Here is a 22,856-nt window from a genome sequence, read left to right on the forward strand (position 1 = left end):
GGACCCCGGTCCGGCTCCCGGAGCCGTTCGGGATCGACCTCGACACCAGCGAGCTCTAGGAGGTCCTGGCCGTCAGGCTCCGAAGCCTTGGAGCGAGCGGACCAGGGAAGTGATGAAGGTGTCCTGGACCTCGGTGGGGAGGAGGTCCAGGGAGAGGTACGGGTTCAGGTCCTCCAGCTCGACCAGGAGGAGCTCGCCCGAGGGAGCTCGGCAGGCGTCCACGCGCTGGATGCCGTGGTCGAGGGTGTTCCAGTCGATGAAGGTGCGGGCGAAGGCCAGGTCCGCCGGGGTGGGCTCGTAGGGGGTCAGCTCCCAGCGGCGGTCCGGGTCGGGGGCGTACAGGGCGTACTGGAAGGCGTCGTCCACGAAGTAGAAGGACACCTCGTACGCGAAGTCGATGCGCGGCTGGATCAGGAACTCTCCCGGTGCGCAGTCCGGGTGCGGGGTGAAGGTCAGGCCGATCGAGTCCGCGCCCTGTTTCGGCTTCACCGCGTACGAGGGGGAGGCGGGGAGGAGGGACAGGTCCGCCGGGTCGTCGATCGTCGGGATGACCGGATGGCCGGCCTTCGTCAGGTCGAGGAGGTACTGCTTGCCCGCCATGTCGCCGCGGCCCGTGAGCGGGTTGTAGACCCGGGTGCCGGCGGCGAGGGCGGCCGCGCGGAAGGAGTCGTAGGCCTCTTGGTGGTGGATGACCGGGCCGCTGTTGCGGACGACGACCGTGTCGAAGCCCTTCGGCAGAAGGGCCTCCGCGTCCAGCGGGTGGCACAGGGCCAGCGGGAAGTGCTCGCGCAGGCGCGAGGTGAGGAAGACGTCTTCGTCGCCGTAGCGGCGGCCGCGCGCCGGGTACGCCAGGTCGGTCACGTAAAGGAGTGGCATGACGCGAACCTATCGCGGGCAGCGATGACGGCATGAAATACCTGGTTCGGGACAAACTGCTGGCCGTCGGGGACGACTACTGGATCGAGGACGAGGACGGCCGGCACGCCTTCCTCGTCGACGGGAAGGCGCTGCGCTTCCGGGACACACTGGAGCTCAAGGACCCCGACGGGCGGATCCTGATCACGCTGCGGGCGAAGATGTTCGCCCTGCGCGACGCGATGACGCTGGAGCGGGACGAGCGGCGGCTCGCGGTGATCCGGAAGAAGCGGTTCTCGCTGCTGCGCAACCACTACCTGGTGGTGCTCAACGAGGGCACCGAGCTCGATGTCAGCGGGCGGATCCTGGACCGGGAGTTCAAGGTCGAGTACGACGGGGAGCTCCTCGCCCTGGTCTCCCGCCAGTGGTATCGGGTTCGCGAGACGTACGCCGTCGACGTGGTCCGCGAGGACGCGGACGCCTCGCTGCTGATCGCGGTCGCCGTGTGCGTGATCCGGATGTCCGAGAAGGAGCGCGAGGGGGACGGGGACCGGGACGGGGAGGACTAGTCGCAGCCGCGGCGGTCGCAGGTCTTGACCGGGCCCGCGCCGGGGATGCGGGCGAGGTGCTCGCGCAGGGCGGCCCGTTCGGCTTCGGTGAGGTCCGGGTCGTACGTGACCTCCAGCCGGGTCCCCGATTCGAGGGTGGCCTGGGAGGTGCTGGTCACTCCGTACTCCCAGAGGACCGGCGTCTCGCGGCCCTCTTCGTCGAAGGGGCCCGATATCTCGACGGAGTACGCGTACACGGGCCGCAGCACGTCGCGCGCGACCGGGGCCACGGCGGTCAGCAGCGCGGCGGCAGCTGCCGCGGTGACGACCGCGAGGACGCGGGCGAGGACCCGCTCCGCCGGGGCCGGCGGAGCGGACGGGGCCGGCGCCGCGGGCGGGGCCTGGGCCGCGGGCGGGGCCTGGGCCGGCTCGCCGGTCCCGGCCCTCGCCGCCTCGTCCGCCGTGTCCCCGTCCGTCATGTTCCGTGCTCACCTTTGACCTCGTGCCGACTTCGCACAAGTAAACCCCACCGGGTCAGCGTCCCAGTCGGCGGTCCTTCAGGGCCGGGAACTGCTCCCGCGTCTCGGCGACCTTCGCCGGGTCCAGCTCCACCGTCAGCACGCCCTCCCCCGGGCCCGCCTCCGCCAGGACCTCGCCCCACGGGTCGACGACCAGGCTGTGCCCGGCCTGCTCGACGCCGCCGTTCGTGCCGGACGACCCGCACGCGAGGACGTACGCCTGGTCCTCGACGGCCCGGGCCCGGTTCAGCAGGGTCCAGTGGCCGCGGCGGCGGGCCGGCCAGCCCGCGGCCACCACCATCGTCGTCGCCCCGGCGTCGACCAGGCCGCGGAAGAGTTCCGGGAAGCGAAGGTCGTAGCACGTGGCGAGGCCGAGGGTCTGCTCCGGCAGGACGACCGTGGTCAGGGACTCGCCGGCGGACATCAGGACGGCCTCGCCCTGGTCGAAGCCGAAGCGGTGGATCTTGCGGTACGTGGCCGCGAGCTCGCCCGTCGGGGAGAGGACGAGCGCGGTGTTGTAGAGCGAGCCGTCGCCCGCTCGCTCCACGATGGAGCCGGCGTGCAGCCAGACCCCGGCGTCGCGGGCCGCCTTGGACATGGCCTCGTAGGTCGGGCCGTCCAGCGGCTCCGCCTCCGTCTCGAACTGCTCGTAGGCGAAGGCCCCGATGGTCCACAGCTCCGGCAGGACGACGAGGTCGGAGGCGGACTGTTCGCGTACGAGGTCGGCGGCACGGGAGCGGCGGGAACCAGCCGACTCCCCCTCATTCACCGCGATTTGGATCAGGGAAGCGCGCACAGTACCACCGTCCTGGCATTCAAGCCGTCAACTCGGGCCTACGATCGTCACACGAAAGCACTGCCGGGGTGCTCTCCGGCAGCGTAGTTTTGAAGCCATTGCACAAGCTTCCAGAACGCGCCAACGCGCCAATGAACAGCACGCGAGGGGTCCCGTTGACCGTCCATCCGCATCCCAGCCTTCAGCCCTACGCCGACGCGTGGACCCACTCCATCGAGGCGATATCCGAGCTGGTCCTTCCGCTGACGGACGGCGCGTGGAACCGGGCGACGCCCTGCCCGAACTGGTCCGTGCGTGACGTCGTGTCACACATCATCGGCATCGAGTGCGAGCAGCTCGGCGACCCGCGGCCGATCCACACCCTCCCCCGGGACCTGCGGCACGTGGTCGACGAGTTCACCCGGTACATGGAAGTGCAGGTCGACGTACGGCGCCACCACACGGCGCCGGAGATGACCTCGGAGCTGGAGTACACGGTCATCCGCCGCTCGCGCCAGCTGCGCAACGAGAAGCGCGATCCGGACACCACGGTGCGCGGGCCGCTGGGCGAGCCGACGACGCTGGAGCACGCGCTGCGGCTGCGCGCCTTCGACGTGTGGGTCCACGAGCAGGACCTGCGGGCGGCGCTGGGGGCGCCGGGCAACTGGGACTCCCCGGGCGCGTACGTGGCGCGGGACATGCTGCTGTCCGGGCTGCCGAAGGTGGTCGCGAAGAAGGCGGGGGCGCCCGCGAACTCGGCGGTCGTCATCGACGTGCACGGCGCGCTGGAGTTCATGCGGACGGTACGGGTCGACGCGGAGGGCCGCGGCACGATCGACAAGGCCCCTTCGCTGGGGCCGGCGGTGACGCTGACGCTGGACTGGGAGACATACGTACGGCTCGCGGCGGGCCGGGTGCGGGCGCACACGGTCGCGGACCGGGTGAAGGTGGAGGGCGACCAGGCGCTGGCCGAGGCGATCCTCGCCCAGTTCTCCGTGACCCCGTAGCCGGAGCCGCAGCAGGAGCCGCAGTCGTTGCCGTTGCCGTTGCCGTTGCCCGGGACTACGGGAGCCCCGGGCCGGGGGCCGCCGCGCGGTCCGGGGCCGGCGCGGCGGCCTGCCCGGGCGGCGCCGCCGGCGCCGCGGCCCGCCCCGCCGGCGGCGCCGACCGTGCGCGTGCGCGTTCCCGTTCGCGGGCCAGGGCGCGGCCGCGCAGGCGCAGGACCTGGGTGATGCCGAGCAGTTCCAGGACGAAGACCGACGAGAACGCGACGCGGTAGTCGTCGCCCGTGGCGTCGAGCAGCAGGCCCACCGCCAGCAGGGTCGTCATCGACGCGATGAAACCGCCCATGTTGGTGATTCCGGAGGCCGTGCCCTGGCGCTCCGGCGGGTTGGCCGGGCGGGCGAAGTCGAAGCCGATCATCGAGGCCGGGCCGCAGGTGCCGAGCACCAGGCAGAGGCAGACCAGCAGCCACATCGGCGCCCGGTCCCCCGGATAGGCGAGCACCGAGCCCCACAGCAGCGCGGTGAGGGCGACCGTGCCCAGCGCGAGGGGGATCCGCGCGGACTGCCGCCCGGCCACGATCTGCCCGTAGACCAGGCCGAGCGCGATGTTCGAGGTGACGACGAGCGTCAGCAGGCCGCCCGCGGTGGTGCGCGAGAGCCCCTGCGCCTCGACGAGGAAGGGCATGCCCCACAGCAGCAGGAACACCATCGCCGGGAACTGCGTGGTGAAGTGCACCCACAGGCCGAGCCGGGTACCGGGCTCCTTCCAGGAGTCGGCGATCTGGCGCCGCACGAAACCCCCCGTGCCGGAGCCCCCCGTACCGAAGCCCGCCGTACCGGAGCCCCCCGCCCCGGCGGGCCGCGGCGCGGGCTCATGGGCCGCGGCGTTGTCGGGGCTGTCGGGGCTGTCGGGGCTGTCGCGCAGGAACAGCACGAGCGGGACCAGGACGACCAGCCCCGCCACCGCGCTGCCCGCGAACGCCGGGACCCAGCCGACCCCGTGCAGGACGGGCGCCAGCACCAGGGTGGAGACCAGGTTGCCCGCCATCCCGACCAGGCCGGCCAGCTGCGCCATGAACGGGGCCCGGCGGGCCGGGAACCAGCGGCTCCCGAGCCGCAGCACGGAGATGAAGGTCATGGCGTCGCCACAGCCCAGCAGGGCGCGGGCGGCCAGGGCCATCCCGTAGGAGGGGGAGAGGGCGAAGCCGAGCTGGCCCGCGGTGAAGAGCACCGCGCCGAGGGTGAGGACCTTCTTGGTGCCGAGCCGGTCCACCATCAGGCCGACGGGTATCTGCATGCCCGCGTAGACCAGCAGTTGGAGGAGGGAGAAGGTGGACAGCGCGGAGGCGTTCACGTGGAAGCGGTCGGCGGCCTCGATGCCGGCGACGCCGAGGCTGGTGCGGAAGATGACCGCGACGAAGTAGACGGCGACGCCGATCGACCACACCAGGACCGCCTTGCGGCCGCCCGGAGGATCCTTGACGACGGGACCGACCGGACCGACGGGACCGACCGGACCGACCGGACCGGCGCCGCCGCCGGCTCGCGCGCTCATCGGGCGGACCCCCGCACCAGTTCCGCGACCCGGCCCACGTGCGCCCGTACGGCCGCCGCGGCCGTCTCCGCGTCGCCCGCGCGCAGGGCGTCGAGGATCTCCGTGTGCTCGCTCAGCGTCCGCTCCACCCGGTCGGGGTGCGCGTGCAGCACGGCGACGCCCATCCGCAGCTGGCGGTCGCGCAGCTGGTCGTAGAGGCGGCACAGGATCTGGTTGCCGGCGCTGCGCACGATCTCCGCGTGGAAGGCCCGGTCCGCGGCCATCATCGCGCCGAGTTCACCGGCGGCGCCGAGCCGGCGCTGCTCCCCGATGAGCTCCGCGAGCCGGTTCAGCAGCCCGGGCGGGGCGGGCACGGCCCGGCGGACGCTGAACTCCTCGACCAGCAGCCTGGTCTCGATGACGTCGGCGATCTCCTGGGCCGAGACGGGCAGGACGAGGGCGCCCTTCTTCGGGTACAGCTTCAGCAGCCCCTCGGTCTCCAGCCGCAGCAGCGCCTCGCGGACCGGCGTGCGGGAGACCCCGACCGCGACGGCGAGCTCGCCTTCCGTGAGGAGGATCCCGCCCTCGTAGCGGCGTTCGAGCACGCCCTGCTTGACGTGCTGGTAGACCCGTTCGGCGGCGGTCACGGCGGTGGCGGCTGATGACATGCGCACAGCATAGATACAACAAGGGTGCAACCCGCCGCACGTCCACGATGCGGACCCGGTGCCTCACTTCCCCGGCGCCGCCACCACCACGTCCAGGACGAACTCGTCGTACGGGGCCTCCTGCGGGTACGGCGGCCGGACCTGCGCGAAGCGGATCCGGGCCCGGCCGTCCGCCCGGGCCCGGACGACGTACACGCGCTCGACGGGCGCCCCGGGCAGCGGCGGCCGCGCCGGGGCCGGCAGCGGCGGGCCCTCGGCCACGGAGACGGCATCGGAGTCCCCGGTCACCTGCCAGGTCCACACGTAGCCGCGCGCACCGCGCCCGGTCAGCCGCAGCTCGTACGGCTCACCCGGGGCTAGCGCCACCTCGCGTACCTCCACGCGCACTCCTCTCGCGCCGGCCGCTCACGCCGGGCCACTCACGCCGGGCCGATCACGGTCCCCTCGTGCCAGCCCGCGCCGTCGCGCCAGTAGTGCTGGAGCAGGCGGTCGGTGCGCAGGGCGATCACCTCCAGGTTGAACCCGAAGCTGCCCTGCAGCATCCCGGTGACGGCCAGCACGTCGTGGCCGAAGACCGCGGAGCGCTGCCAGGCGGCGCCGCCCGCGTTGCCGCGCCACCAGTGCTCGATCCGGCCGCCCGCGCCCGTCACGCACAGCTCGTAGTTCCCGGCGGTGTCCTCGTCGGCCGCCCCGTACTGCGCCTCGATCATGCAGGGCGCGGAGGTGGTCCCGGCGCCGAAGATCTCGCCGGGGCGCCAGGCGAAGCCGTTCGGGTCGTCGCGCCACCACAGCTGCATCCGCCCGTCGGTGCGGGCGGCCACCAGGTCGAGGTGGCGGGAGCGGGTCTGGACCAGGGCCGGGCCGTAGTGGGCGATGCCGGAGGCGAAGCGGCCGCCGTCGTTCCAGGTCCAGGGGGCGCCGTTGATCCGCCACCAGTGGTTCAGCCGGCCGTCGGCGGTGCGGACGACCACCTCGAAGTTGCCCGGCGCCCCGTAGTCGCTCTGGATGAAGGCCGGGGTCGAGCCGACCGCCGCGTCGCCCGGGCCGAAGGCGCCGCCGTCGCGCCAGGCACCGCCGAAATGCTCGTAGTACCAGTGGCGCAGCCGGCCGCCGGTGGTGACGTGCAGCGACTCCATGTTCCGGTTGTAGGTGGTCCCCGTGAAGGCGGGCTGGCCGGAGGCGTCGGAGGCGAAGGTCCGGGCACGGGCCCACGGGAAGGGGGCGTCGCCCTCGCGCCACCAGTGCCGCAGGGAGCCGCCCTCGCCCCGCGCGGCCAGCTCGAAGTTGCGGTGGGCGCGCCCGTTGCCGCTCTCGTAGACGTTCCCGGCGTGCAGGCGGCGTTTGCTCCACGGGTCGATGTTGGTGCCGCGCAGACCGCACTTGGCCCAGTGGTCGATCTTCGCCTCGCCGTACGCGATCCGGCCGTGGCCGCCCACGTGGTAGCCGGGCCCCCAGGAGTTCTTGAAGAGCCAGCAGCCGGCCGCGTCGTCGTAGCCGGTGATCAGGACGCAGTGGCCGCCCGCGAGGCGGTCGCTGGTGCGGTGGTAGACGCCGGCGCCGAGGCCGAAGAAGTCGTCGTACACGTCGAAGCAGGCCGTCAGCGGCCCGACCGTGTCCAGCCACACCTTCTGCTGCTCCACGTCGCCGAGCCGGACGTAGTCGGTGATCCGGACGGTGCGGCCCGAGCGGTCCCAGCTCGGCGTGTACTCGGCCCGCCAGGCGTCGCGGCGGTCGGCGGGCGTGCCCGGCGGGGGCGGGGAGTACGGCCAGCAGCCCGGGTCGGCGAGGCCGCCGTTGCCCTTGATCCAGTCGAGCGCCGCCTCGGGGCTCCCGGTCTGCCCGCAGGGTGCCTTCAGCCCGTCGTGCACGTCGCCCTCGGACCGCTCGGCCCATACGTGGTGCTCGATGCGGGCCATCGACTCGACCAGGCCGGCCGCCCCGAACGACCAGCAGGAGCTGCAGGGGTTCTGGTCCTTCACCTTGGTGATCCAGGGCCAGCCCCAGCGGGTGCGCCAGTCCACGGCGGCGGGCCGGGCCGCCGGTGCCGGACCCCCGGTCCGCGACGGCGACGGCGCCGATGACGGCGACGGCGACGGCGCACCCGGCAGCAGGCCGTGCGCCGCCCTGCGCCGGGTGAGGTGCGGATTGCCGCTCGGCCGCCCGATGAGCGCCCTCAGGTCCACGGGCGGCGCGGCCGCGGCGGGCGTGATCGGCGATCCCTCCCCCAGGCCCAGCGCGGGCCTGGGGACGGGATCGTCGTCGGCGAGGTGTTCGCTCACGGACCATCGCGCCCCGTGGGCCGCGAGCTGGGCCCGCAGCTCCCCCGCCGACTGGACGGACTGGTCCGACTGCTCCGGCATTCCGGCCCCCCATGCACCCTCGCGGATCCGAGCCCGGGGAGCGTCCACCGGGCCGGGGCGCACGTCAAGGGGGTCCGTGCGGTCGCGCGGCGGCACGGCGGTCGCACGGCGGTCGTACGCCGTTCGCGCGGTGGCGGGCGCCGTGCCGCGCCGTCGTGCGCTGCCGCCCTGGCGGTCGGCCCGGGCACGGTGCGGCGGCGCGGCGGCCGGGGCCCCGGCTACCCGACGGGCAGCGCCGGAACCGGAAGGGCCGGCGCCGGGACCGGGAGCGGGGGCAGGCCGGGCAGCCCGGCGCCGGTCAGCAGCGCGAGCAGCGCGGCGACGAGGTCGGTCACCACGTCGGTGGCCTTGGCCTTGGCGTCGGTGGAGCAACCGCAGGGGCCCGCGGCCTTGGTGAGGCCGTCCACGGAGGCCTTGAGCTTGTCGATGGCACCGGTGACCAGGTCCAGCGGACCATCGGCGGCCTTGCGGGCGGCCACGGGCAGCGCGACGGGCAGCTTGGGCGCGTCGACCGGCAGCTTCGGGGCTTCGACGGGCAGCTTCGGGGCCTCCACCGGCAGCGCCGGCGCGTCGACCGGCAGCTTGGGCGCTTCCACCGGCAGCTTCGGGGCTTCGACGGGCAGCTTCGGGGCCTCCACCGGCAGCGCCGGGACGTCGACCGGCAGCTTCGGCGGGTCCACCGGGAGCTTCGGCACGTCCACCGGCGGGACCGGCACGGGCAGGGCCGGGACGGCGGGCAGGGTCTTCCTCAGCTCCGCGAGCGCCGCGTCGATCTTCTCCTTGAAGGCGGCGAGGTCCGCCTCCGGGAGCTTGCCGTCGGGGGACTTCAGGATGGCGGCCAGCAGATCGGTGACCGGTTTGAGCAGCCCGCCCAGACCGCCCAGCGACTGGACCTGCGCGAGCAGCGCCTCGGTGCCGGGGATGGCCTTCCCGGCCACCGCGGCCTGCGGCTTCGCGGGCTCGGCGGTGGCCGATGCCAGGCCGGGGGACACGGCCAGCAGGCTCAGGCAGAGGGCGGCGGGGACGGTGTAGCGCGTGATGCGGTGCAACGGAACTCTCCTGTCAGGGGGACAGCGGGGACAGCGGTGACAGCGGGGACATGGGACGTGTCCCCGCCCACTCACCGACACCCCGTCACCCCCCGCAACCCGAAGCCCGGTTGACACCCCCGCGACACGCCGGGCAACCGGGCTACGTACGCCTGTGACCTGCCCCGATGCCGTCACCCCCCGGGTGTGCTGCACCCTCGTGAAGACACCCCCGAAGTCGCCGCCCGCTCCGCGGCCCCCGGGCAGGGCCCCACAGCCGCCCCGTTAGGCTGACCCGCATGGATGGGTGGATGGCGCCGAGCTCCATCGAGCGGGAGCTCTACGGGGCCAAGACGCGCGGCGACTGGCCGGGATACCTCGACGCACTCGCGCGCAGCGAGCTGTTCATGCCCCAGTTCCGCGCCCACGTCGACGCCGAGCCCGCGCAGGCCCGCTTCCACCCCTCGCCCGGCGGGCGCAGCCTCGCCGTCTACACGCGCGGCATGCTGCCCGTCCCCGACCCGCACACCGTGTACGTCCGCCAGTCCCTCGCCTGGTTCGCCGAGGCCTGGGACTCCGCCGACCCGCCCCACCCTGTACGTCTCCGGGGTGCTCCGGCCCGGGCGGAGCCCGGACCCGTGGGGCTCCGCCCCCGACCCCGCGCCTCAATCGCCGGCGGGGCTGGATCCGCACCCACCACCACCACTCACCCCCGAACGGGAGTTCAGGCATGGCAGCAGCAGCCGCCGAGGACGAAGTCCTCCACCGCATCGACAACGGCGTCTCGTGGATCACCCTCAACCGGCCCGAGGCGATGAACGCCGTCACCTGGGACCAGCGCGAGCGCGTCATCGCCCTGCTCGCCGAGGCCTCCGCCGACCCCGCCGTGCGGGCCGTCGTGATCACCGCCACCGGCAAGGGCTTCTGCGCGGGCGCCGACCTGCGCGGCGCGCCCGCCACCGGCGAGAGGGTCGCCGGCGACGTCGCCCGCATGATCCGGCTCGGCGCGCAGCGCCTGATCACCGCCGTGCTCGACTGCGAGAAGCCGGTCATCGCCGCCGTCAACGGCACCGCCGCCGGGATCGGCGCGCACCTCGCGCTCGCCTGCGATCTGGTCATCGCCGCCGAACCGGCCCGTTTCATCGAGGTGTTCGTACGGCGCGGGCTGGTCCCGGACGGCGCCGGCGCGTACCTGCTGCCCCGCCTGGTCGGCCCGCAGAAGGCGAAGGAGCTGATGTTCTTCGGCGACGCCGTCCCGGCCGTCGAGGCCGAGCGCCTGGGCCTGGTCAACAAGGTGGTCGCGGCCGAGGAGCTGGAGGAGACCGCCCGGGCGTGGGCCGAGCGCCTCGCGCAGGGCCCCACCCGCGCCCTCGCGATGACGAAGCAGCTGGTCAACGCCTCCCTGGACAGCGACCGGGCGACCGCCCTCGCCGCCGAGGCCACCGCCCAGGAGCTGAACATGACCACCGCCGACGCCAACGAGGGAGTGGCGAGCTTCGTGGAGCGCCGTACGCCCAAGTACCTCGGCCGCTAAGACAGCACAGCACGGCACGGACCGGGCCGGGCCGGGCCGGGCCGGGCCGGGTGCGCCCGGCCCGCGCGGGTCACATCCGGGGGTCCGGCTTCAGGAGCGCGAACATCGCTCCCGCCGGGTCCGCGAGGAAGGCGATCCGGCCGACGTCCGGCACGTCCGCCGCCGGCATCAGCACCGAGCCGCCGCCCGCCGTGGTCGCGGCGGCGGTGGCGTCGACGTCCGCGACGTTGAAGTACGGCACCCAGCCCTTGGGCCCGTCGCCCTCGGAGGGGGCGACTCCGCCGAAGGAGCCGTCCTCCTGGTCCCCGTCGGCGATGCTCAGCACCCGGTACGTCATGCCGGGCGCCTCCATGTCGGCGGAGCGCCAGCCGAACAGACCGGCGTAGAAGGCGATGTCCGCGACCGGGTCCGGCACGTGCAGCTCCGCCCAGACCAGGGTGTTCTCGGCAGAGGCCAGCCCCAGCCCCGCGGTCTTCCCGGGCTGCCACAGCGCGAACTCCGCGCCCTGCGGGTCGGTGACCTGGGCCAGCCAGCCCTCCCCCATGACGTCCATGGGCTCCGTGCGCACCACTCCGCCGCCGGCCCTGACCCCGTCCACGGTGGCCTGGATGTCGGGGGTGTGGAAGTGCAGCATCCAGGCGGACTTGGCGCCCTTCTCGGTGAGCGGCCCGAGCGCGGCGACGGTCTTGCCGTCGACCTGGAAGAAGCCGTAGCCGCCCGCCTCGGGTCCGAGGGAGACGAAGTCCCAGCCGAAGACTCCGGTGTAGAAGGAGATGGCGGCGTCGGTGTCGGGGCTTCCGAGGTCGAGCCAGTTGGGCGATCCCTTGCGGAAATCGGTGCCGAGCATGAGGTCCTCCTGTGGTCCGTGGCGCAGTCCCTACGCGGTCCCCGACACGATGCCCAGCCGGTACGGGACCTGCGGGCCACGGGGCCCGGCGGTTCCCCGGGTTCACCCGTACGGCGTAAGGGGACTCCTGCCCCCCGTGGCGCCGCCGCCACCCGCCCCGCCTACTTCTTGTGCAGTACGCGCAGGTCGCCCGCGTCCGGGTCTCCGATCAGGACGAACAGCTCCGGCTCGCGCGCCGTCCCCGCCACGTCCCACCTCAGCTCCGTGCCCCGGGCCGTGCAGTCGGGCATCTCCAGGACCACACCCGCCCGCTGGAGGCGATCCTCCTCTTGGGGCGTCCAGGTCCCGTTCCCCGAGCAGACGGTCACCACCTCCGTGCCCTCGCCCGGCGTCCAGGTACTCACCGGCAGCCTCTTCGCGACCACCTCGCCCTGTGCGCCCAGTTCGAGGCGGATGCCGTCGCCCGCCCATTCGCCGATGTAGTCGGCGCGCTCCAGGACCGGCGGCTGGTAGGCCGGGGCGACGGCTCCGAGGTAGAAGGCGGCGATCGCTCCGGCCACGGCCGGCAGCACCGCCCACTTGCGCACCTTGGCCCTCGGCACCTGCCGCATCCGCGCGAACACCGCCACCCCCACGGGCAGCAGCCCGTAGGCCGCGAGCCAGAGCCAGGTGGCGGCGTACGAGGAATCGTTGAGGAGGGCGACCGGTGCCGCGTACACGGCCGCGAGCGCGCCCAGGACCGGCAGGGCCCACCAGGGTGCGGGGTACTTGCTGCGGACGCCCGCGGCGTTCGAGAGCTCCATCACCGGTGTGGTGAACAGGATGCTGTGCAGGTTTCCCAGCAGGACCACGACGAGGGGGCTGCCCACGACCATGACGGCCAGCCAGAAGAGGACGGCGATGCCGTGTCCGAAGCCCCGGCCGTAGGGCTCCTCGGACATGCCGGTGAGCTGCCAGTACAGCACCGCGCAGTAGAGCTGCGCTCCTCCCACGGTCTCCGCGCCGGGCGCGATGCCGCTCCAGGCCGGCTTCTGCGGCTGCTGCGCCGTGACCACGTGGTTCCACATGACGAACGCCCCCCTGGACGCATATTGAACACGTTCAATTGATGTGAACCCTACACCGCCCTTCCCATCTGACGCACCGTCAGGTTCAATCGGTCCTGTGATGGGACACGCAGGGATGGCGGCCACCGTCGTCCGATACCTCAGGTCAGTCGGCTCCCCCACCTCCGCCGCGGCGGAGCCCGGGGCCGAGCCCGTCGACGCTCCCCCACACTCCGTCCGGGGGTACCCCCTGCCGCGCCCCGATCTGCGGGCCGTCGGCGAGGACGAGCGCGCGCCCGTCAGCCCCGCCGAATTCCGGGCCGTACTGGGAAACTTCGCCAGCGGGGTCACGATCATCACCGCGCCCCCCGGCACGGACGGGGAGGGCCCGGCCGGCTTCGCCTGCCAGTCCTTCGCCTCGCTCTCCCTCGACCCGCCGCTGGTCACCTTCATGGTGGCCCGTACGTCGACCACCTGGCCCCGCATCGCGCGCGCCGGGGTGTTCTGCGTCAACATCCTCGGCGCCGACCAGGGCGCGCTGTGCCGGGCGTTCGCGGTCAGCGGCGCGGACAAGTTCGCCGGGGTGGACCACACACCCACCCCCGCCACCGGGTCGCCCCAGCTGAACGCGGTGCCCGCCTGGATCGACTGCCGGATCCACGCCGTGCACACCGGCGGGGACCACCTCATCGTCGTCGGCAAGGTCGAGGCCATGGGCGCGGCCGGCGAAGGGGACCCGCTCCTCTTCCACAAGGGCCGCTTCGGCCGCTTCGCCGACTGACCCCCCGCTGCCGGGTCGCGGCCTCGTACCGGGCGCGGCCGGGCCCGCCGGACAGACCGTGGACGGCGACCCGCCGGCCTCAGCCGGGTGCCCGGCTCCTTGGCATGCCCGGCTCCCCGGCGTGCCCGACTCCTTGGCGTGCCCGACTCCCTGGCGTGCCCGACTCCCTGGCGTGCCCGGCTCCGGTGGCGGCCCTCGGCTGGATCGTCAGGAACCGCTGACACGGACCCGTGGCCGGCCCCCGCGCCAGGTGCGCGGGGGCCGGCCACGGTTGCGGGGCGTACGGCCCGGTTCAGAACGTGAGCACGCCGCGCGCCACCCGCCCGTGGTGGGCGTCGTCCGCGGCCTTGGCGAAGTCCTCGATCGGGTAGAGCTCGGTCACCAGCTCGTCCAGCAGCAGCTTGCCCTGCCGGTAGAGCTCGGCGTAGAGCGCGATGTCGCGCTGCGGGCGCGAGGAGCCGTACCGGCAGCCCATGATCGTCTTGTCCAGGTACATGGACGAGACCTGGAAGGACGCCTCCTCCTTGAAGCCGGGCACGCCGAGCAGGACGGCCTGCCCGTGCCGGTCGAGGAGGTCGATCGCCTGGCGGATCAGCCTGACGTTGCCCACGCATTCGAAGGCGTGGTCCGCGCCGGACGGCAGGATGTCGCGGACGGCCGCCGAGGAGTCCGGGACCGCCGAGGCGTCGATGAAGTGCGTGGCGCCGAACTGCAGGGCCACCGCCTCCTTCGCCGGGTTCGCGTCCACCGCGACGATGGTCGTGGCGCCCGCGATCCGCGCGCCCTGCAGGACGTTGAGCCCGATGCCGCCCGTGCCGATGACCACGACCGTCTCGCCCCGGTCCACCTTCGCCCGGTTCAGTACGGCGCCCACACCCGTCAGGACCCCGCAGCCGATCAGCGCGGCCGAGGTCAGCGGAATGTCCTCGGGGATCTTCACCGCCTGGACGGCCTTGACGATGGTCCGCTCCGCGAAGGCGGAGTTGGAGGCGAACTGGTAGAGCGGCTGCCCGGCCCGCGAGAACGGCTGCCCCGGCATCCCGATCGCCTTGCGGCACATGGTCGGCCGGCCCCGGTCGCAGTCGGCGCACGCCCCGCAGTTGGCGAGCGTGGACAGCGCGACGTGGTCTCCGGGCACGACGTGCGTCACCCCGGAACCGACCGCCTCCACCACGCCCGCGCCCTCGTGGCCGAGGACCACCGGCGGCGGGAACGGGATCGTCCCGTCGATCACCGAGAGGTCGCTGTGGCACAGTCCGGCCGCCGCTATCGCGACCAGCACCTCCCCCGGCCCCGGGTCTCGGATCTCCAGATCGTCGACCACCTGGGCCTGCTTGCCGTCGAATACGACGCCTCTCACCTGGACTCCTTAGGCAGGCCGAGCACGCGCTCGGCGATGATGTTGCGCTGGATCTCGTCCGAGCCGCCGTAGATGGTGTCGGCGCGGGTGAACAGGAACAGCCGCTGCTCCTCGTCGAGTCCGAGTTCGTACGGGACCTCCCGCACCCAGTCCGCCGGCCCGGCGCTGGCCACCGCGCCCCGGACGGCGACGGCCAGTTCGCCCAGGCGCCGGTGCCAGCCGCCCCACAGCAGCTTGGCCACGCTCGGCGCGCCCGGGTCCCCGTCCGCGGAGCCCAGCGTCCGCAGCGCGTTCCACCGCATGGTGCGCAGTTCGGCCCACTGGCGTACGAGGCGTTCGCGCAGGACGGGGTCGCCCGCGCCGGCGGCCACGTACGCCCCGACCACGCGCTCCAGCTCCGCCGCGAAGCCGATCTGCTGGACGAGGGTGGACACTCCCCGTTCCAGGGCGAGCAGTCCCATGGCCACGGACCAGCCGTTGCCCTCGCCGCCGACGACCTCTTCGGCGACCGCGCCGTCGAAGAACACCTCGTTGAACTCGGAGGTCCCCGACATCTGCCGGATCGGCCGGACGTCGACCTTGCCCGGCTGGTCCATCCGTACGAGGAGGAAGGACAGCCCCCGGTGCCGCTTGGAGCCGGGCTCCGTGCGGGCCAGGACGAAGCACCAGTCGGCGTCCTGGGCCAGCGAGGTCCAGATCTTCTGCCCGGTGACGCGGTGGCGCCCGGACGCGCCCCGGCCGGGTTCCCGTACTGCGGCCGTACGGATTCCCGCGAGGTCGGAGCCGGCGTCCGGTTCGGAGTAGCCCTGGCACCACAGCTCCTCGCCCAGCGCGATCGCGGGGAGGAAGCGGGCCCGCTGCTCCGGGGAGCCGTAGGCGATGAGCGTCGGCGCGAGGAGGTTCTCGCCGATGTGGCCGACCCGGGCGGGGGCGCGTGCGGCCGCGTACTCCTCGGCCCACACCACCTGTCCGGTCAGGGAGAGCCGCCGGTTGCCGTACGCGCCGCCGGCCGGCCCGGGCCCACGGTCCGGGCCGGCCGCACGGTCCGGGCCGGCCCCGCCGTCGGCCGCCTGCCAGCCCTGGCCGATCCAGCCGCCGCGCCCCAGCTCGCGCTCCCAGGCGCGGCGGAGCTCGACGCCCTCGTGCTCGCTGCCGGGACCGCCGAGGCCGATGGCCTGCGCGTACGGTCCCGTGAGGTGCTCGGCGAGCCACGCCCGGGCGCGGCCGCGCAGCTCCTCGTCCTCCTCGCCGAAGCCGAAGTCCATGTCGGTGCCCCCCTTGGGTGCTGTCCTGTGTCCGGGTCCGGCCGTCGGGCCGGTCCCGCGCGCCTGCACGCCTGCACGCCTGCATGCCTGCATGCCCGCGCGCCGTGCCGGGCGGATCGCCCGGACCGGGCCTACGCGTTGGGGCGGTCCTTGGCGGCGGCCGCCTTGGCCATGGCTTCGAGCTGCGCGAGCATCGGCATCGGGTCGGTGCCGACCGTGCCGGGCAGGAAGTCGGCGATCTTCTCGGGGGTCCAGGAGCCCTCGGCGTAGCCTGCGCGCAGTTCGCGGGGCTGGGCCCAGACGGCGATCTTCGGGCCGGCGATCGTGTAGACCTGCCCGGTGATCTTCTCGCCGCCGACGGCGACGGCCCAGTCGGAGAGCAGGTAGGTGACCAGCGCCGCCACGTCCTCGGGCTCGCCGATCTCCTTGAGCTCCATCGGCACGTTGGCCGACATCCGGGTGCGCGCCACGGGCGCGATCGCGTTGGAGGTCACGCCGTACTTGGCCAGGCCCAGGGCGGCGGAGCGGACGAGGGAGATGATCCCGCCCTTGGCCGCGCTGTAGTTGGCCTGGGCCACCGAGCCCTGGTGGTTGCCGCTGGTGAAGCCGATGAGCGTGCCCGTGCCCTGCCGGCGCATGACGGCGGAGGCGGCGCGGAAGACGGTGAAGGTGCCCTTGAGGTGGGTGGCGATCACCGGGTCCCACTCCTCCTCGGACATGTTGAACAGCATCCGCTCGCGCAGGATGCCGGCGACGCAGACGACTCCGTCGATGCGCCCGTACTGGGCGAGCGCGGTGTCGATGATGCGCTGACCTCCCGCCATGGTCGAGATGTCGTCGGCGACGGCGACGGCTTCGCCGCCCGCCGCGATGATCTCCTTCACGACCGATTCGGCGATCTCGCTGGTGGGCTCGTTGCCCTCCATCCCCACGCCGTAGTCGTTGACGACGACCTTGGCGCCCTCGGCGGCCGCGGCGAGTGCCACGGCCCGTCCGATGCCCCGGCCGGCGCCCGTGACGGCGACGACTTTGCCTGCCAAGAAGTTCCCCATGCCCGGCCCCTTCCCGCGATTTCTGACGGACCGTTAGATTCTATGGGCAGTCAGATGTGCCAGCACAAGCCCCAGTTCGTTTCCGCCACGAGGAGCTGATGAGATCCATGGGCCTGCCCGCCGAGTTCCACGACATCGCCAAGCGCGTCAACAACTGGGGCCGCTGGGGCGCCGATGACGAGATCGGCACCCTGAACCTCATCACCGACGAGGTCGTGCGGGCCGCCGCCGCGGAGATCCGCACCGGACGCCGCATCCCGCTCGCCCTGCCGCTGAAGGAGGACGGCGTACAGGCCGGCATGATCCCCGGCCGGATCAACCCGCTGCACACGATGGTGCAGATCAACCAGGAGATCTTCGGCCCCGGCACGGTGGCCTGCAGCGACGACGCGGTGACCTTCGGCCTCCAGGCCGGAACCCACTGGGACGCGCTCACCCACGTCTCGCACTCGGGGAAGATCTACAACGGCCGCCCGGCCGGCACCATCACGGCGCACGGCCGCGCCGAGTTCAGCGGCATCGACAAGGCCGGGCACATCGTCTCGCGCGGCGTCCTGCTGGACGTGGCCCGCGCCAAGGGCCTGGACCGGCTCCCCGGCGGCCACGCGGTGACCCCGGGGGACCTGCAGGAGGCGGAGGAGTTCGGGGGCGTCACCGTCCGCGCGGGCGACATCGTGCTCGTGCGCACCGGACAGGTCCAGGTCTACCTGGCGGGCGACAAGCACGGCTACGGCTACCCGTCACCCGGCCTGTCCGTCCGCACCCCCGAGTGGTTCCACGCCCGGGACGTAGCGGCCGTCGCCAACGACACCCTGACCTTCGAGATCTTCCCGCCGGAGATCGACAACCTGTGGCTGCCGGTGCACGCGCTGGACCTGGTCGACATGGGCATGCACCAGGGCCAGAACTGGAACCTCGAAAAGTTGTCCACAGCCTGTGCAGAGGAAAACCGCTACGCCTTCCTGCTCTCCGCCATGCCGGAGCCCTTCGTCGGCGCGGTGGGCACCCCGGTGGCCCCGGTCGCCATCCTCTGACACCACCTCCGACGCCGCCCCCGACGCCCTCCTCTGACCGGGCGTCACACCCTCCCACCTGCACCGATACCGTTTCCACCGGCTCCTGCGCGCCGCTCTCGCGCAGGAGCTCACCCCTCATCGGGGAGGGCGAGCACCTCCCCGATGAGGGCGCGGAGCGCCTCGTCCTCGAGGAACGCCCGCTGGTCCCCGTACGTCGACAGGCGCCGGTCGGCCCCCTCCACCTGCCGCAACGCGGCGCGCGCCGGCGGGCTGAGCGTGCCGATGCGGGCCAGTCCGCGCAGCGCGTGGACGAGGGAGCCGTAGCCGTCGCCGCCGTCGGCCATCGGCAGGACGTACTCCTCCAGGACCGACGCGCTCGGCTCGGGCTCGCCCGTGATCGCCCACAGGGTGACCGCGGCCTGGATCCGGCACCAGTCCGGGCCGTTCTCCAGGGCGCATCGGACCCGGTCGGCGTACGGCGCGGCCGCGGGGCCGAAGCCGGCCAGCAGGTGGACCGGCCCGAAGTACGGGGCCGCGCCGGCCAGTACCTCGTCGCCGATCAGCCGCAGCGCCGGCGCGCTGTCGCCCCCCGTGCGCCACAGGGCCATTGCCACGTTCCGGCGCTTCATCGGGTTGGCGTGGACCGCCGCCGCGCGCAAGGCGTCCGCGGCGGACGCGGCGGACGGCCCCATCGCCGCGATCACGTCGGCGGCCGTGGCGGAGTGGCCCTCGCCCTCCAGCAGCGCCACGACCTCCGGCAGCGCCGGCAGCGCGTCCGGCCCCCACGCCTCCAGGACCCGCAGGAGCATGCCCGCCACCGCGCCGCTGCCGCGCCCGGCCTCGTAGCGCATCGACTCCCGGAGGGAGGGCAGCAGGACGTCCGCGTACGCCCGCAGCGGCGTCAGTACCTCGTCGATGTCCGGGAGCCGGGGATCGCCCCCGAACCAGCCGCGGCCGTACTCCTCCCGATAGGGCTCGTGGAGCCGCGCGACGAGCCCCGGGAGCGCGCGCGGGTCGCCGATCCGGGCCAGCGCCCAGCGGGCGTAGACGCCGACGGTCCCCTCGATGTAGTCGACGGTGTCCTCGCCCCGGTCGTCCACGAGTGCGGCGAGCCGGTCGGCGTACGGGGCCGCCGGCGGACCGAGCACCGCGAGGAGGTGCGCCGCCTTGAGCCGCACCGCGTCGTCCGGATCCCCCAACAGCCCGCCCGCCACGGGCAGCAGCACGGGCGCCACCGACGGCCGGAGCACCAGCAGCCGCCACGCCGCGTGCAGCGCGGCCCGGCACAGCGCGGCGTCCCCGCTGCGGCCCGCGCCGGCCGCCAGCCGGGCCGCGAACGAAGCGGCCGCTCCGGGGGCGTGGCCGAACAGGTCTGCCACTTGGCGGACGATGTCCTCGCGGGAGTGGGCGAACTCGACGCCCGGCACCCGCCAGGCCGCCTCGAACTCCGGCCCCGTGGCGGGGTCGGAGAGGATCTCCAGCAGCAGCTCCGAGTGGTGGAGCGGCACATCCGGGTCCAGGTGCGCCCAGGACCACACGGCCGCGACCTTCATGACCGGGCTGCCGTCCCGCAGTACGCCGGCCAGCACCGCCCGCACCCGCTCCACGGCCCGGAGCCCGGCTCCCGCGGCCCCGGTGACGCCCTCCGCGGACCCGGTGCCGTGCCCGGCCGCCCCGGTGGTGTCCCCGGCGCCGCCGCCGGGCGCAGCCGCCCCGGCCGCCGCCGCGGTCGCCAAGGCCTCGGCCGCCGCCGCCTCGCCCAGCGCGAGCAGCACCGGGAGGCGTACCGCCGGGTCCGTCTCGGCCGTCCACCGCTCCAGCAGGAGCTCGATCCCGTCCGCCAGGGGAAGGGCCTCCCGCCGCACCTCGGGGTCCGTGTCCGCGAGCAGCGCCCGGACCGCTCCCCGGTGGCGCAGCCACGCCTCGGGCCACTCCCCGGCGACCCGGGCCGGCTCGGCCCGCGCCGCCGTCCCGACCAGGATCACCAGCATCTCCAGGAGAGCGACCCGCTCCCCCACGCCCGGATCCCCGGCGAGCGCCATCACGAACGGCAGCGCGGCGGTCGCCGCGGGAGTCACCTCGCCGCTCCACAGGGCGAGGCAGTTGTCCAGCACGAACCGGTCGGCGTCCCTCGCACTCGCGCTCGCGTCCGCCCGCGCGAGCCGCCGCAGCGCGCGGGGAACCTTGCTGACCGGGTACTCCTCGGACGGCGACTCGAACCGTCCCCACGCCACCGCGTCCAGCGCATCCAGCGCGTCTGTCGACAAGCCCGTCATCCCCACCCCGTCACCCCGTGAACCCGCCACCCCCGGTGGGCCGTGCGCACACGCAGGCGCCCGCAGAACCCGCGATCCTTGGCGTCCGGCGCCAAATCGCTCACGACAAGGGTGATCACTGCTTGTCGAACCGTCAACGCATCGATCGAGGTCCACGTGCCGTTCCCGGAGGACAGTCAGCCGACGAAGCTGAACCACACAGCCTTCGAGCACTCCCCCTGCGCCGTCACCGCCCGGTCATCGGCATAGGCCCCAACGAGCATGAGCCCACGCCCGCATGTGTCCATCGTTCCAGCGTTGCCGCCAGGCGGCCGACGCTCGGGCTCGTTGTCGTATACGTAGACCGTTACTCGCTCACCGAGCAACGCCACCTCGACGACAATCTCCTGCGTATCCGTATGCCGATGCGCATTGGTCACGACCTCCGACGCGCACAGCCGCGCCCGCTCCGCAAGCTGCGGACGCCCGGCGCTACACAGGATCGAAACCACCCAGTCGCGGACAATCCTGGGCGTGTCCGCCCGGCTCGGCGCGAGCATCCGGTAGGTGAGCCCCGACTCGGGCGTTCGCCCCTCGGAGGCTAAGGCACTCGTATTCATCGCGATGATCTCCCAACGCAGACGATGCGGCACAGACCCAAGCCCGTGTCCCTGGCCGCCATCGTCACGATCAACGACGGTTCAGGCGGCTGCACTTCAGGCCGGTCGAAACGTAGGGCGCAACATTGGGACGGCGCAACAGTGGGACGGTCGGAACATCCGAACGAGTGGACCCGGGCCAGGCCGGGCGGCACACTCGTACCCGGAAGAGAGGGAGGGGTCATGCCGCCGAGGAGCTATCCGACCGCCCGTCAGAGGCGCTTGGGTGCGGAGCTGCGCAAGCTGCGCGAGAGGGCCGGCATGAACGGCGCCACCGCAGCCGCATACTTGGGTGGCGAGCGCGCCCAGATCAGCCACATCGAATCGGGCCGTTACGGAGTCAGCGACGAACGAGTCCGCCGCCTCGCCGCCCATTACTCAGCAACGGACAAGCACCTCGTCAACGCGCTCGCGAGCATGGCGGAGGAGCGCGGCAAGGGCTGGTGGGACGAGTACCGGGGCGTTCTCTCGCCAGGATTCCTCGACGTGGCCGAGCTCGAATTCCACGCCACGTACATCCGCGTGATCCAGATGCTTTACGTTCCCGGCCAGCTCCAAACCGACTCCTACGCCCGGAGTCTGATCCGTAGCGGCATGTCCGATCTCCCGGCAGCGGAGCTGAACACGCGCGTCGAGCACCGCACGAGGCGCCGGATCATCTTCGACCGCCCCCGTCCTACCCCTTTCGAGGCCTTCATCCACGAGGCAGCGCTTCGAATGAGGTACTGCGACGCGGAAACCATGCGGGAGCAGCTCAAGTTCCTGACCGAGGTGTCGCACTGGCCCTCGGTCACCGTCCGCATCATCCCCTTCGACCGGCAGATCACGGGCTCGGTGCATTCCGTGCTCTACGCAGGGGGCGCCATCCCGGCACTCGACACCGTCCAGATCGACAGCGCTTTCGACAGCGGCTTCCTGGACGCAGAGGCTCAGCTCGCCAAGTACCGAGGATTGCTCGAGTCCATCGATTCGATCTCACTCGGAACGGATGAGTCGAGAGAACACATTCACCGCATCGCTCAGGAAGTGTGAGTCAAGGCGCATGACCGACGGAATCAAGTGGCAGAAGTCCTCATTCTCGGGGCCGGACGACAATCAAAGCTGCGTCGAGCTGGCGCCTGTCGCAGGCGCGATCAAGATGCGGGAGAGCGACGCCCCGGACGTGATCGTCACCACGACGGTGGAGAAATTGCGCGCGTTCATCCTCGGAGTCAAGGCAGGCGAGTTCGACCACCTGATCTGATACCCCACAGACCCTCAGGCGCCCCTCATCTCCCCGGTGAGGGGCGTTCGGCATATGTCGGTACAACTTTGGGACGTCACACCATTGCGACGGCCGACGATGTAACGCCAACGTCGCTGTACGTCACCAAAAGTGAAGTGGTCCGCCGGATCACGCAGGCAGTAACACAGCTCTGCCCATTTTGAAGCCGGTTTGGCAGAGTTCGCGCCTCGCCCCCTCCTCAAGGCTCGTCACAACCCGGGGGGATCGCCAGGGACTCAGCAGCTGCCACGAAAGACGACCCGACAGGAGTCGAAGCATGCGAGGTCACGTCCCTTCCAACGAAATCACCGCCGAGGGCTACGCGCCGATCTACCACCAGACCAAGCAGCGCATGGCCGACGTTTTCGGGGCCCGCAGCGACAAGCACTGGCCCTCCGGCGAGGAGACCTGCTCCGACTGCTACAGCGTCACGCCGCCGGTCGGGTCCGCCGCGTAGCAAGAACCTCACGTCACAAGTCGAGCTGAG

At 72.9% G+C, this 22,856-nt stretch carries 24 protein-coding genes; 9 read left to right on the forward strand and 15 right to left on the reverse strand.

Going from position 1 to position 22,856, the window contains the following annotated elements:
- Window positions 1-72 precede the first annotated feature (72 nt).
- A complete protein-coding gene (locus DRB96_RS14760; RefSeq protein WP_112448882.1) occupies window positions 73-876 on the reverse strand; it encodes a hypothetical protein in 804 nt (267 codons plus the stop codon).
- 32 nt (window positions 877-908) lie between these two features.
- On the opposite strand from DRB96_RS14760, the gene DRB96_RS14765 reads away from it, so the two are divergent.
- Window positions 909-1,424: an LURP-one-related family protein gene (locus DRB96_RS14765; protein ID WP_112448883.1), complete on the forward strand. Its 516-nt coding sequence runs from the start codon at window positions 909-911 to the stop codon at window positions 1,422-1,424.
- Here the strand turns inward: DRB96_RS14765 and DRB96_RS14770 are convergent.
- Both DRB96_RS14770 and DRB96_RS14775 read right to left on the reverse strand, forming a co-directional pair.
- Entirely contained in the window at window positions 1,421-1,882 is a 462-nt protein-coding gene (locus DRB96_RS14770; RefSeq protein ID WP_112448884.1) for a hypothetical protein, read from the reverse strand. The two genes, DRB96_RS14765 and DRB96_RS14770, sit on opposite strands and share 4 nt — an antisense overlap.
- Before the next feature lie 55 nt (window positions 1,883-1,937).
- Entirely contained in the window at window positions 1,938-2,717 is a 780-nt protein-coding gene (locus tag DRB96_RS14775) for a carbon-nitrogen family hydrolase (protein WP_112448885.1), read from the reverse strand.
- 155 nt (window positions 2,718-2,872) lie between these two features.
- Between DRB96_RS14775 and DRB96_RS14780 the strand changes: the two genes are divergently transcribed.
- Window positions 2,873-3,703 carry a maleylpyruvate isomerase family mycothiol-dependent enzyme gene (locus DRB96_RS14780; protein ID WP_112448886.1) on the forward strand — a complete coding sequence of 277 codons (831 nt, stop codon included), beginning with the start codon at window positions 2,873-2,875 and terminating at the stop codon, window positions 3,701-3,703.
- Between the two features lie 55 nt (window positions 3,704-3,758).
- On the opposite strand, the gene DRB96_RS14785 is transcribed toward DRB96_RS14780, so the two are convergent.
- The 5 genes from DRB96_RS14785 to DRB96_RS14805 form a co-directional block, all read right to left on the reverse strand.
- A complete protein-coding gene (locus DRB96_RS14785) occupies window positions 3,759-5,255 on the reverse strand; it encodes an MFS transporter (RefSeq protein WP_112448887.1) in 1,497 nt (498 codons plus the stop codon).
- Window positions 5,252-5,902: a GntR family transcriptional regulator gene (locus DRB96_RS14790; RefSeq protein WP_112453424.1), complete on the reverse strand. Its 651-nt coding sequence runs from the start codon at window positions 5,900-5,902 to the stop codon at window positions 5,252-5,254. The genes DRB96_RS14785 and DRB96_RS14790 overlap by 4 nt, the downstream gene beginning before the upstream one ends.
- A 63-nt stretch (window positions 5,903-5,965) precedes the next feature.
- A complete protein-coding gene (locus DRB96_RS14795; protein WP_162688578.1) occupies window positions 5,966-6,283 on the reverse strand; it encodes a protease inhibitor I42 family protein in 318 nt (105 codons plus the stop codon).
- A 38-nt stretch (window positions 6,284-6,321) separates the two neighbouring features.
- Window positions 6,322-8,262, reverse strand: a complete 1,941-nt coding sequence (locus DRB96_RS14800) for a C1 family peptidase (RefSeq protein ID WP_112448889.1) — start codon at window positions 8,260-8,262, stop codon at window positions 6,322-6,324.
- Window positions 8,263-8,480: 218 nt separating this feature from the next.
- A complete protein-coding gene (locus tag DRB96_RS14805) occupies window positions 8,481-9,311 on the reverse strand; it encodes a hypothetical protein (RefSeq protein ID WP_112448890.1) in 831 nt (276 codons plus the stop codon).
- A gap of 290 nt (window positions 9,312-9,601) precedes the next feature.
- On the opposite strand from DRB96_RS14805, the gene DRB96_RS43770 reads away from it, so the two are divergent.
- On the forward strand, window positions 9,602-10,108 hold the full coding sequence (locus DRB96_RS43770; RefSeq protein ID WP_204357725.1) for a hypothetical protein: 507 nt from the start codon (window positions 9,602-9,604) through the stop codon (window positions 10,106-10,108).
- On the forward strand, window positions 10,021-10,824 hold the full coding sequence (locus DRB96_RS14815) for an enoyl-CoA hydratase-related protein (protein ID WP_112448891.1): 804 nt from the start codon (window positions 10,021-10,023) through the stop codon (window positions 10,822-10,824). The genes DRB96_RS43770 and DRB96_RS14815 overlap by 88 nt, the downstream gene beginning before the upstream one ends.
- Window positions 10,825-10,894: 70 nt before the next feature.
- Here DRB96_RS14815 and DRB96_RS14820 read toward each other — a convergent pair whose 3' ends face one another.
- Both DRB96_RS14820 and DRB96_RS14825 read right to left on the reverse strand, forming a co-directional pair.
- Window positions 10,895-11,671 (reverse strand): VOC family protein, encoded by a 777-nt coding sequence (locus tag DRB96_RS14820; RefSeq protein WP_112448892.1) that lies wholly within the window; start codon window positions 11,669-11,671, stop codon window positions 10,895-10,897.
- A 161-nt stretch (window positions 11,672-11,832) separates the two neighbouring features.
- Complete coding sequence (locus tag DRB96_RS14825) at window positions 11,833-12,738, reverse strand: hypothetical protein (RefSeq protein WP_112448893.1); 906 nt, start codon at window positions 12,736-12,738, stop codon at window positions 11,833-11,835.
- Window positions 12,739-12,853: 115 nt separating this feature from the next.
- Between DRB96_RS14825 and DRB96_RS14830 the strand changes: the two genes are divergently transcribed.
- Window positions 12,854-13,498, forward strand: coding sequence for a flavin reductase family protein (locus tag DRB96_RS14830; protein ID WP_112448894.1), 645 nt, complete (start codon window positions 12,854-12,856; stop codon window positions 13,496-13,498).
- Between the two features lie 292 nt (window positions 13,499-13,790).
- Here DRB96_RS14830 and DRB96_RS14835 read toward each other — a convergent pair whose 3' ends face one another.
- The 3 genes from DRB96_RS14835 to DRB96_RS14845 form a co-directional block, all read right to left on the reverse strand.
- Complete coding sequence (locus DRB96_RS14835) at window positions 13,791-14,858, reverse strand: Zn-dependent alcohol dehydrogenase (protein ID WP_112448895.1); 1,068 nt, start codon at window positions 14,856-14,858, stop codon at window positions 13,791-13,793.
- On the reverse strand, window positions 14,855-16,123 hold the full coding sequence (locus DRB96_RS14840) for an acyl-CoA dehydrogenase family protein (protein WP_112448896.1): 1,269 nt from the start codon (window positions 16,121-16,123) through the stop codon (window positions 14,855-14,857). Before DRB96_RS14840 ends, DRB96_RS14835 begins: the two co-directional genes overlap by 4 nt.
- A 131-nt stretch (window positions 16,124-16,254) precedes the next feature.
- Window positions 16,255-17,175: an SDR family oxidoreductase gene (locus DRB96_RS14845; protein WP_112448897.1), complete on the reverse strand. Its 921-nt coding sequence runs from the start codon at window positions 17,173-17,175 to the stop codon at window positions 16,255-16,257.
- Between the two features lie 107 nt (window positions 17,176-17,282).
- Here DRB96_RS14845 and DRB96_RS14850 point away from each other — a divergent pair, with 107 nt between their 5' ends.
- Window positions 17,283-18,209: a cyclase family protein gene (locus DRB96_RS14850; protein WP_112448898.1), complete on the forward strand. Its 927-nt coding sequence runs from the start codon at window positions 17,283-17,285 to the stop codon at window positions 18,207-18,209.
- 110 nt (window positions 18,210-18,319) lie between these two features.
- On the opposite strand, the gene DRB96_RS45925 is transcribed toward DRB96_RS14850, so the two are convergent.
- Both DRB96_RS45925 and DRB96_RS14860 read right to left on the reverse strand, forming a co-directional pair.
- Entirely contained in the window at window positions 18,320-20,458 is a 2,139-nt protein-coding gene (locus DRB96_RS45925; RefSeq protein ID WP_112448899.1) for a hypothetical protein, read from the reverse strand.
- Between the two features lie 185 nt (window positions 20,459-20,643).
- On the reverse strand, window positions 20,644-21,099 hold the full coding sequence (locus DRB96_RS14860) for an ATP-binding protein (RefSeq protein ID WP_112448900.1): 456 nt from the start codon (window positions 21,097-21,099) through the stop codon (window positions 20,644-20,646).
- A gap of 189 nt (window positions 21,100-21,288) precedes the next feature.
- Between DRB96_RS14860 and DRB96_RS14865 the strand changes: the two genes are divergently transcribed.
- From DRB96_RS14865 to DRB96_RS14875, 3 genes are all read left to right on the forward strand, one after another.
- Window positions 21,289-22,137, forward strand: a complete 849-nt coding sequence (locus DRB96_RS14865) for a helix-turn-helix transcriptional regulator (protein WP_112448901.1) — start codon at window positions 21,289-21,291, stop codon at window positions 22,135-22,137.
- Window positions 22,138-22,147: 10 nt separating this feature from the next.
- Window positions 22,148-22,348, forward strand: coding sequence for a DUF397 domain-containing protein (locus tag DRB96_RS14870; RefSeq protein WP_112448902.1), 201 nt, complete (start codon window positions 22,148-22,150; stop codon window positions 22,346-22,348).
- A gap of 298 nt (window positions 22,349-22,646) precedes the next feature.
- Window positions 22,647-22,826: a hypothetical protein gene (locus tag DRB96_RS14875; RefSeq protein WP_112448903.1), complete on the forward strand. Its 180-nt coding sequence runs from the start codon at window positions 22,647-22,649 to the stop codon at window positions 22,824-22,826.
- The last annotated feature ends 30 nt before the right edge of the window (window positions 22,827-22,856 follow it).

Origin of the sequence: Streptomyces sp. ICC1 (genome assembly GCF_003287935.1) — a bacterium.
Lineage (GTDB): Bacteria > Actinomycetota > Actinomycetes > Streptomycetales > Streptomycetaceae > Streptomyces > Streptomyces tritrimontium.

Excerpts from the sequence above, each read along its gene's own strand:
- DRB96_RS14760 (WP_112448882.1), bottom strand. The coding sequence starts at position 876 with ATGCCACTCCTTTACGTGACCGACCTGGCGTACCCGGCGCGCGGCCGC.
- DRB96_RS14765 (WP_112448883.1), top strand. The coding sequence starts at position 909 with ATGAAATACCTGGTTCGGGACAAACTGCTGGCCGTCGGGGACGACTAC.
- DRB96_RS14770 (WP_112448884.1), bottom strand. The coding sequence starts at position 1,882 with ATGACGGACGGGGACACGGCGGACGAGGCGGCGAGGGCCGGGACCGGC.
- DRB96_RS14785 (WP_112448887.1), bottom strand. The coding sequence starts at position 5,255 with ATGAGCGCGCGAGCCGGCGGCGGCGCCGGTCCGGTCGGTCCGGTCGGT.
- DRB96_RS14790 (WP_112453424.1), bottom strand. The coding sequence starts at position 5,902 with ATGTCATCAGCCGCCACCGCCGTGACCGCCGCCGAACGGGTCTACCAG.
- DRB96_RS14800 (WP_112448889.1), bottom strand. The coding sequence starts at position 8,262 with ATGCCGGAGCAGTCGGACCAGTCCGTCCAGTCGGCGGGGGAGCTGCGG.
- DRB96_RS43770 (WP_204357725.1), top strand. The coding sequence starts at position 9,602 with ATGGCGCCGAGCTCCATCGAGCGGGAGCTCTACGGGGCCAAGACGCGC.
- DRB96_RS14815 (WP_112448891.1), top strand. The coding sequence starts at position 10,021 with ATGGCAGCAGCAGCCGCCGAGGACGAAGTCCTCCACCGCATCGACAAC.
- DRB96_RS14820 (WP_112448892.1), bottom strand. The coding sequence starts at position 11,671 with ATGCTCGGCACCGATTTCCGCAAGGGATCGCCCAACTGGCTCGACCTC.
- DRB96_RS14825 (WP_112448893.1), bottom strand. The coding sequence starts at position 12,738 with ATGTGGAACCACGTGGTCACGGCGCAGCAGCCGCAGAAGCCGGCCTGG.
- DRB96_RS14830 (WP_112448894.1), top strand. The coding sequence starts at position 12,854 with ATGGCGGCCACCGTCGTCCGATACCTCAGGTCAGTCGGCTCCCCCACC.
- DRB96_RS14840 (WP_112448896.1), bottom strand. The coding sequence starts at position 16,123 with ATGGACTTCGGCTTCGGCGAGGAGGACGAGGAGCTGCGCGGCCGCGCC.
- DRB96_RS14845 (WP_112448897.1), bottom strand. The coding sequence starts at position 17,175 with ATGGGGAACTTCTTGGCAGGCAAAGTCGTCGCCGTCACGGGCGCCGGC.
- DRB96_RS14850 (WP_112448898.1), top strand. The coding sequence starts at position 17,283 with ATGGGCCTGCCCGCCGAGTTCCACGACATCGCCAAGCGCGTCAACAAC.
- DRB96_RS14865 (WP_112448901.1), top strand. The coding sequence starts at position 21,289 with ATGCCGCCGAGGAGCTATCCGACCGCCCGTCAGAGGCGCTTGGGTGCG.
- DRB96_RS14870 (WP_112448902.1), top strand. The coding sequence starts at position 22,148 with ATGACCGACGGAATCAAGTGGCAGAAGTCCTCATTCTCGGGGCCGGAC.
- DRB96_RS14875 (WP_112448903.1), top strand. The coding sequence starts at position 22,647 with ATGCGAGGTCACGTCCCTTCCAACGAAATCACCGCCGAGGGCTACGCG.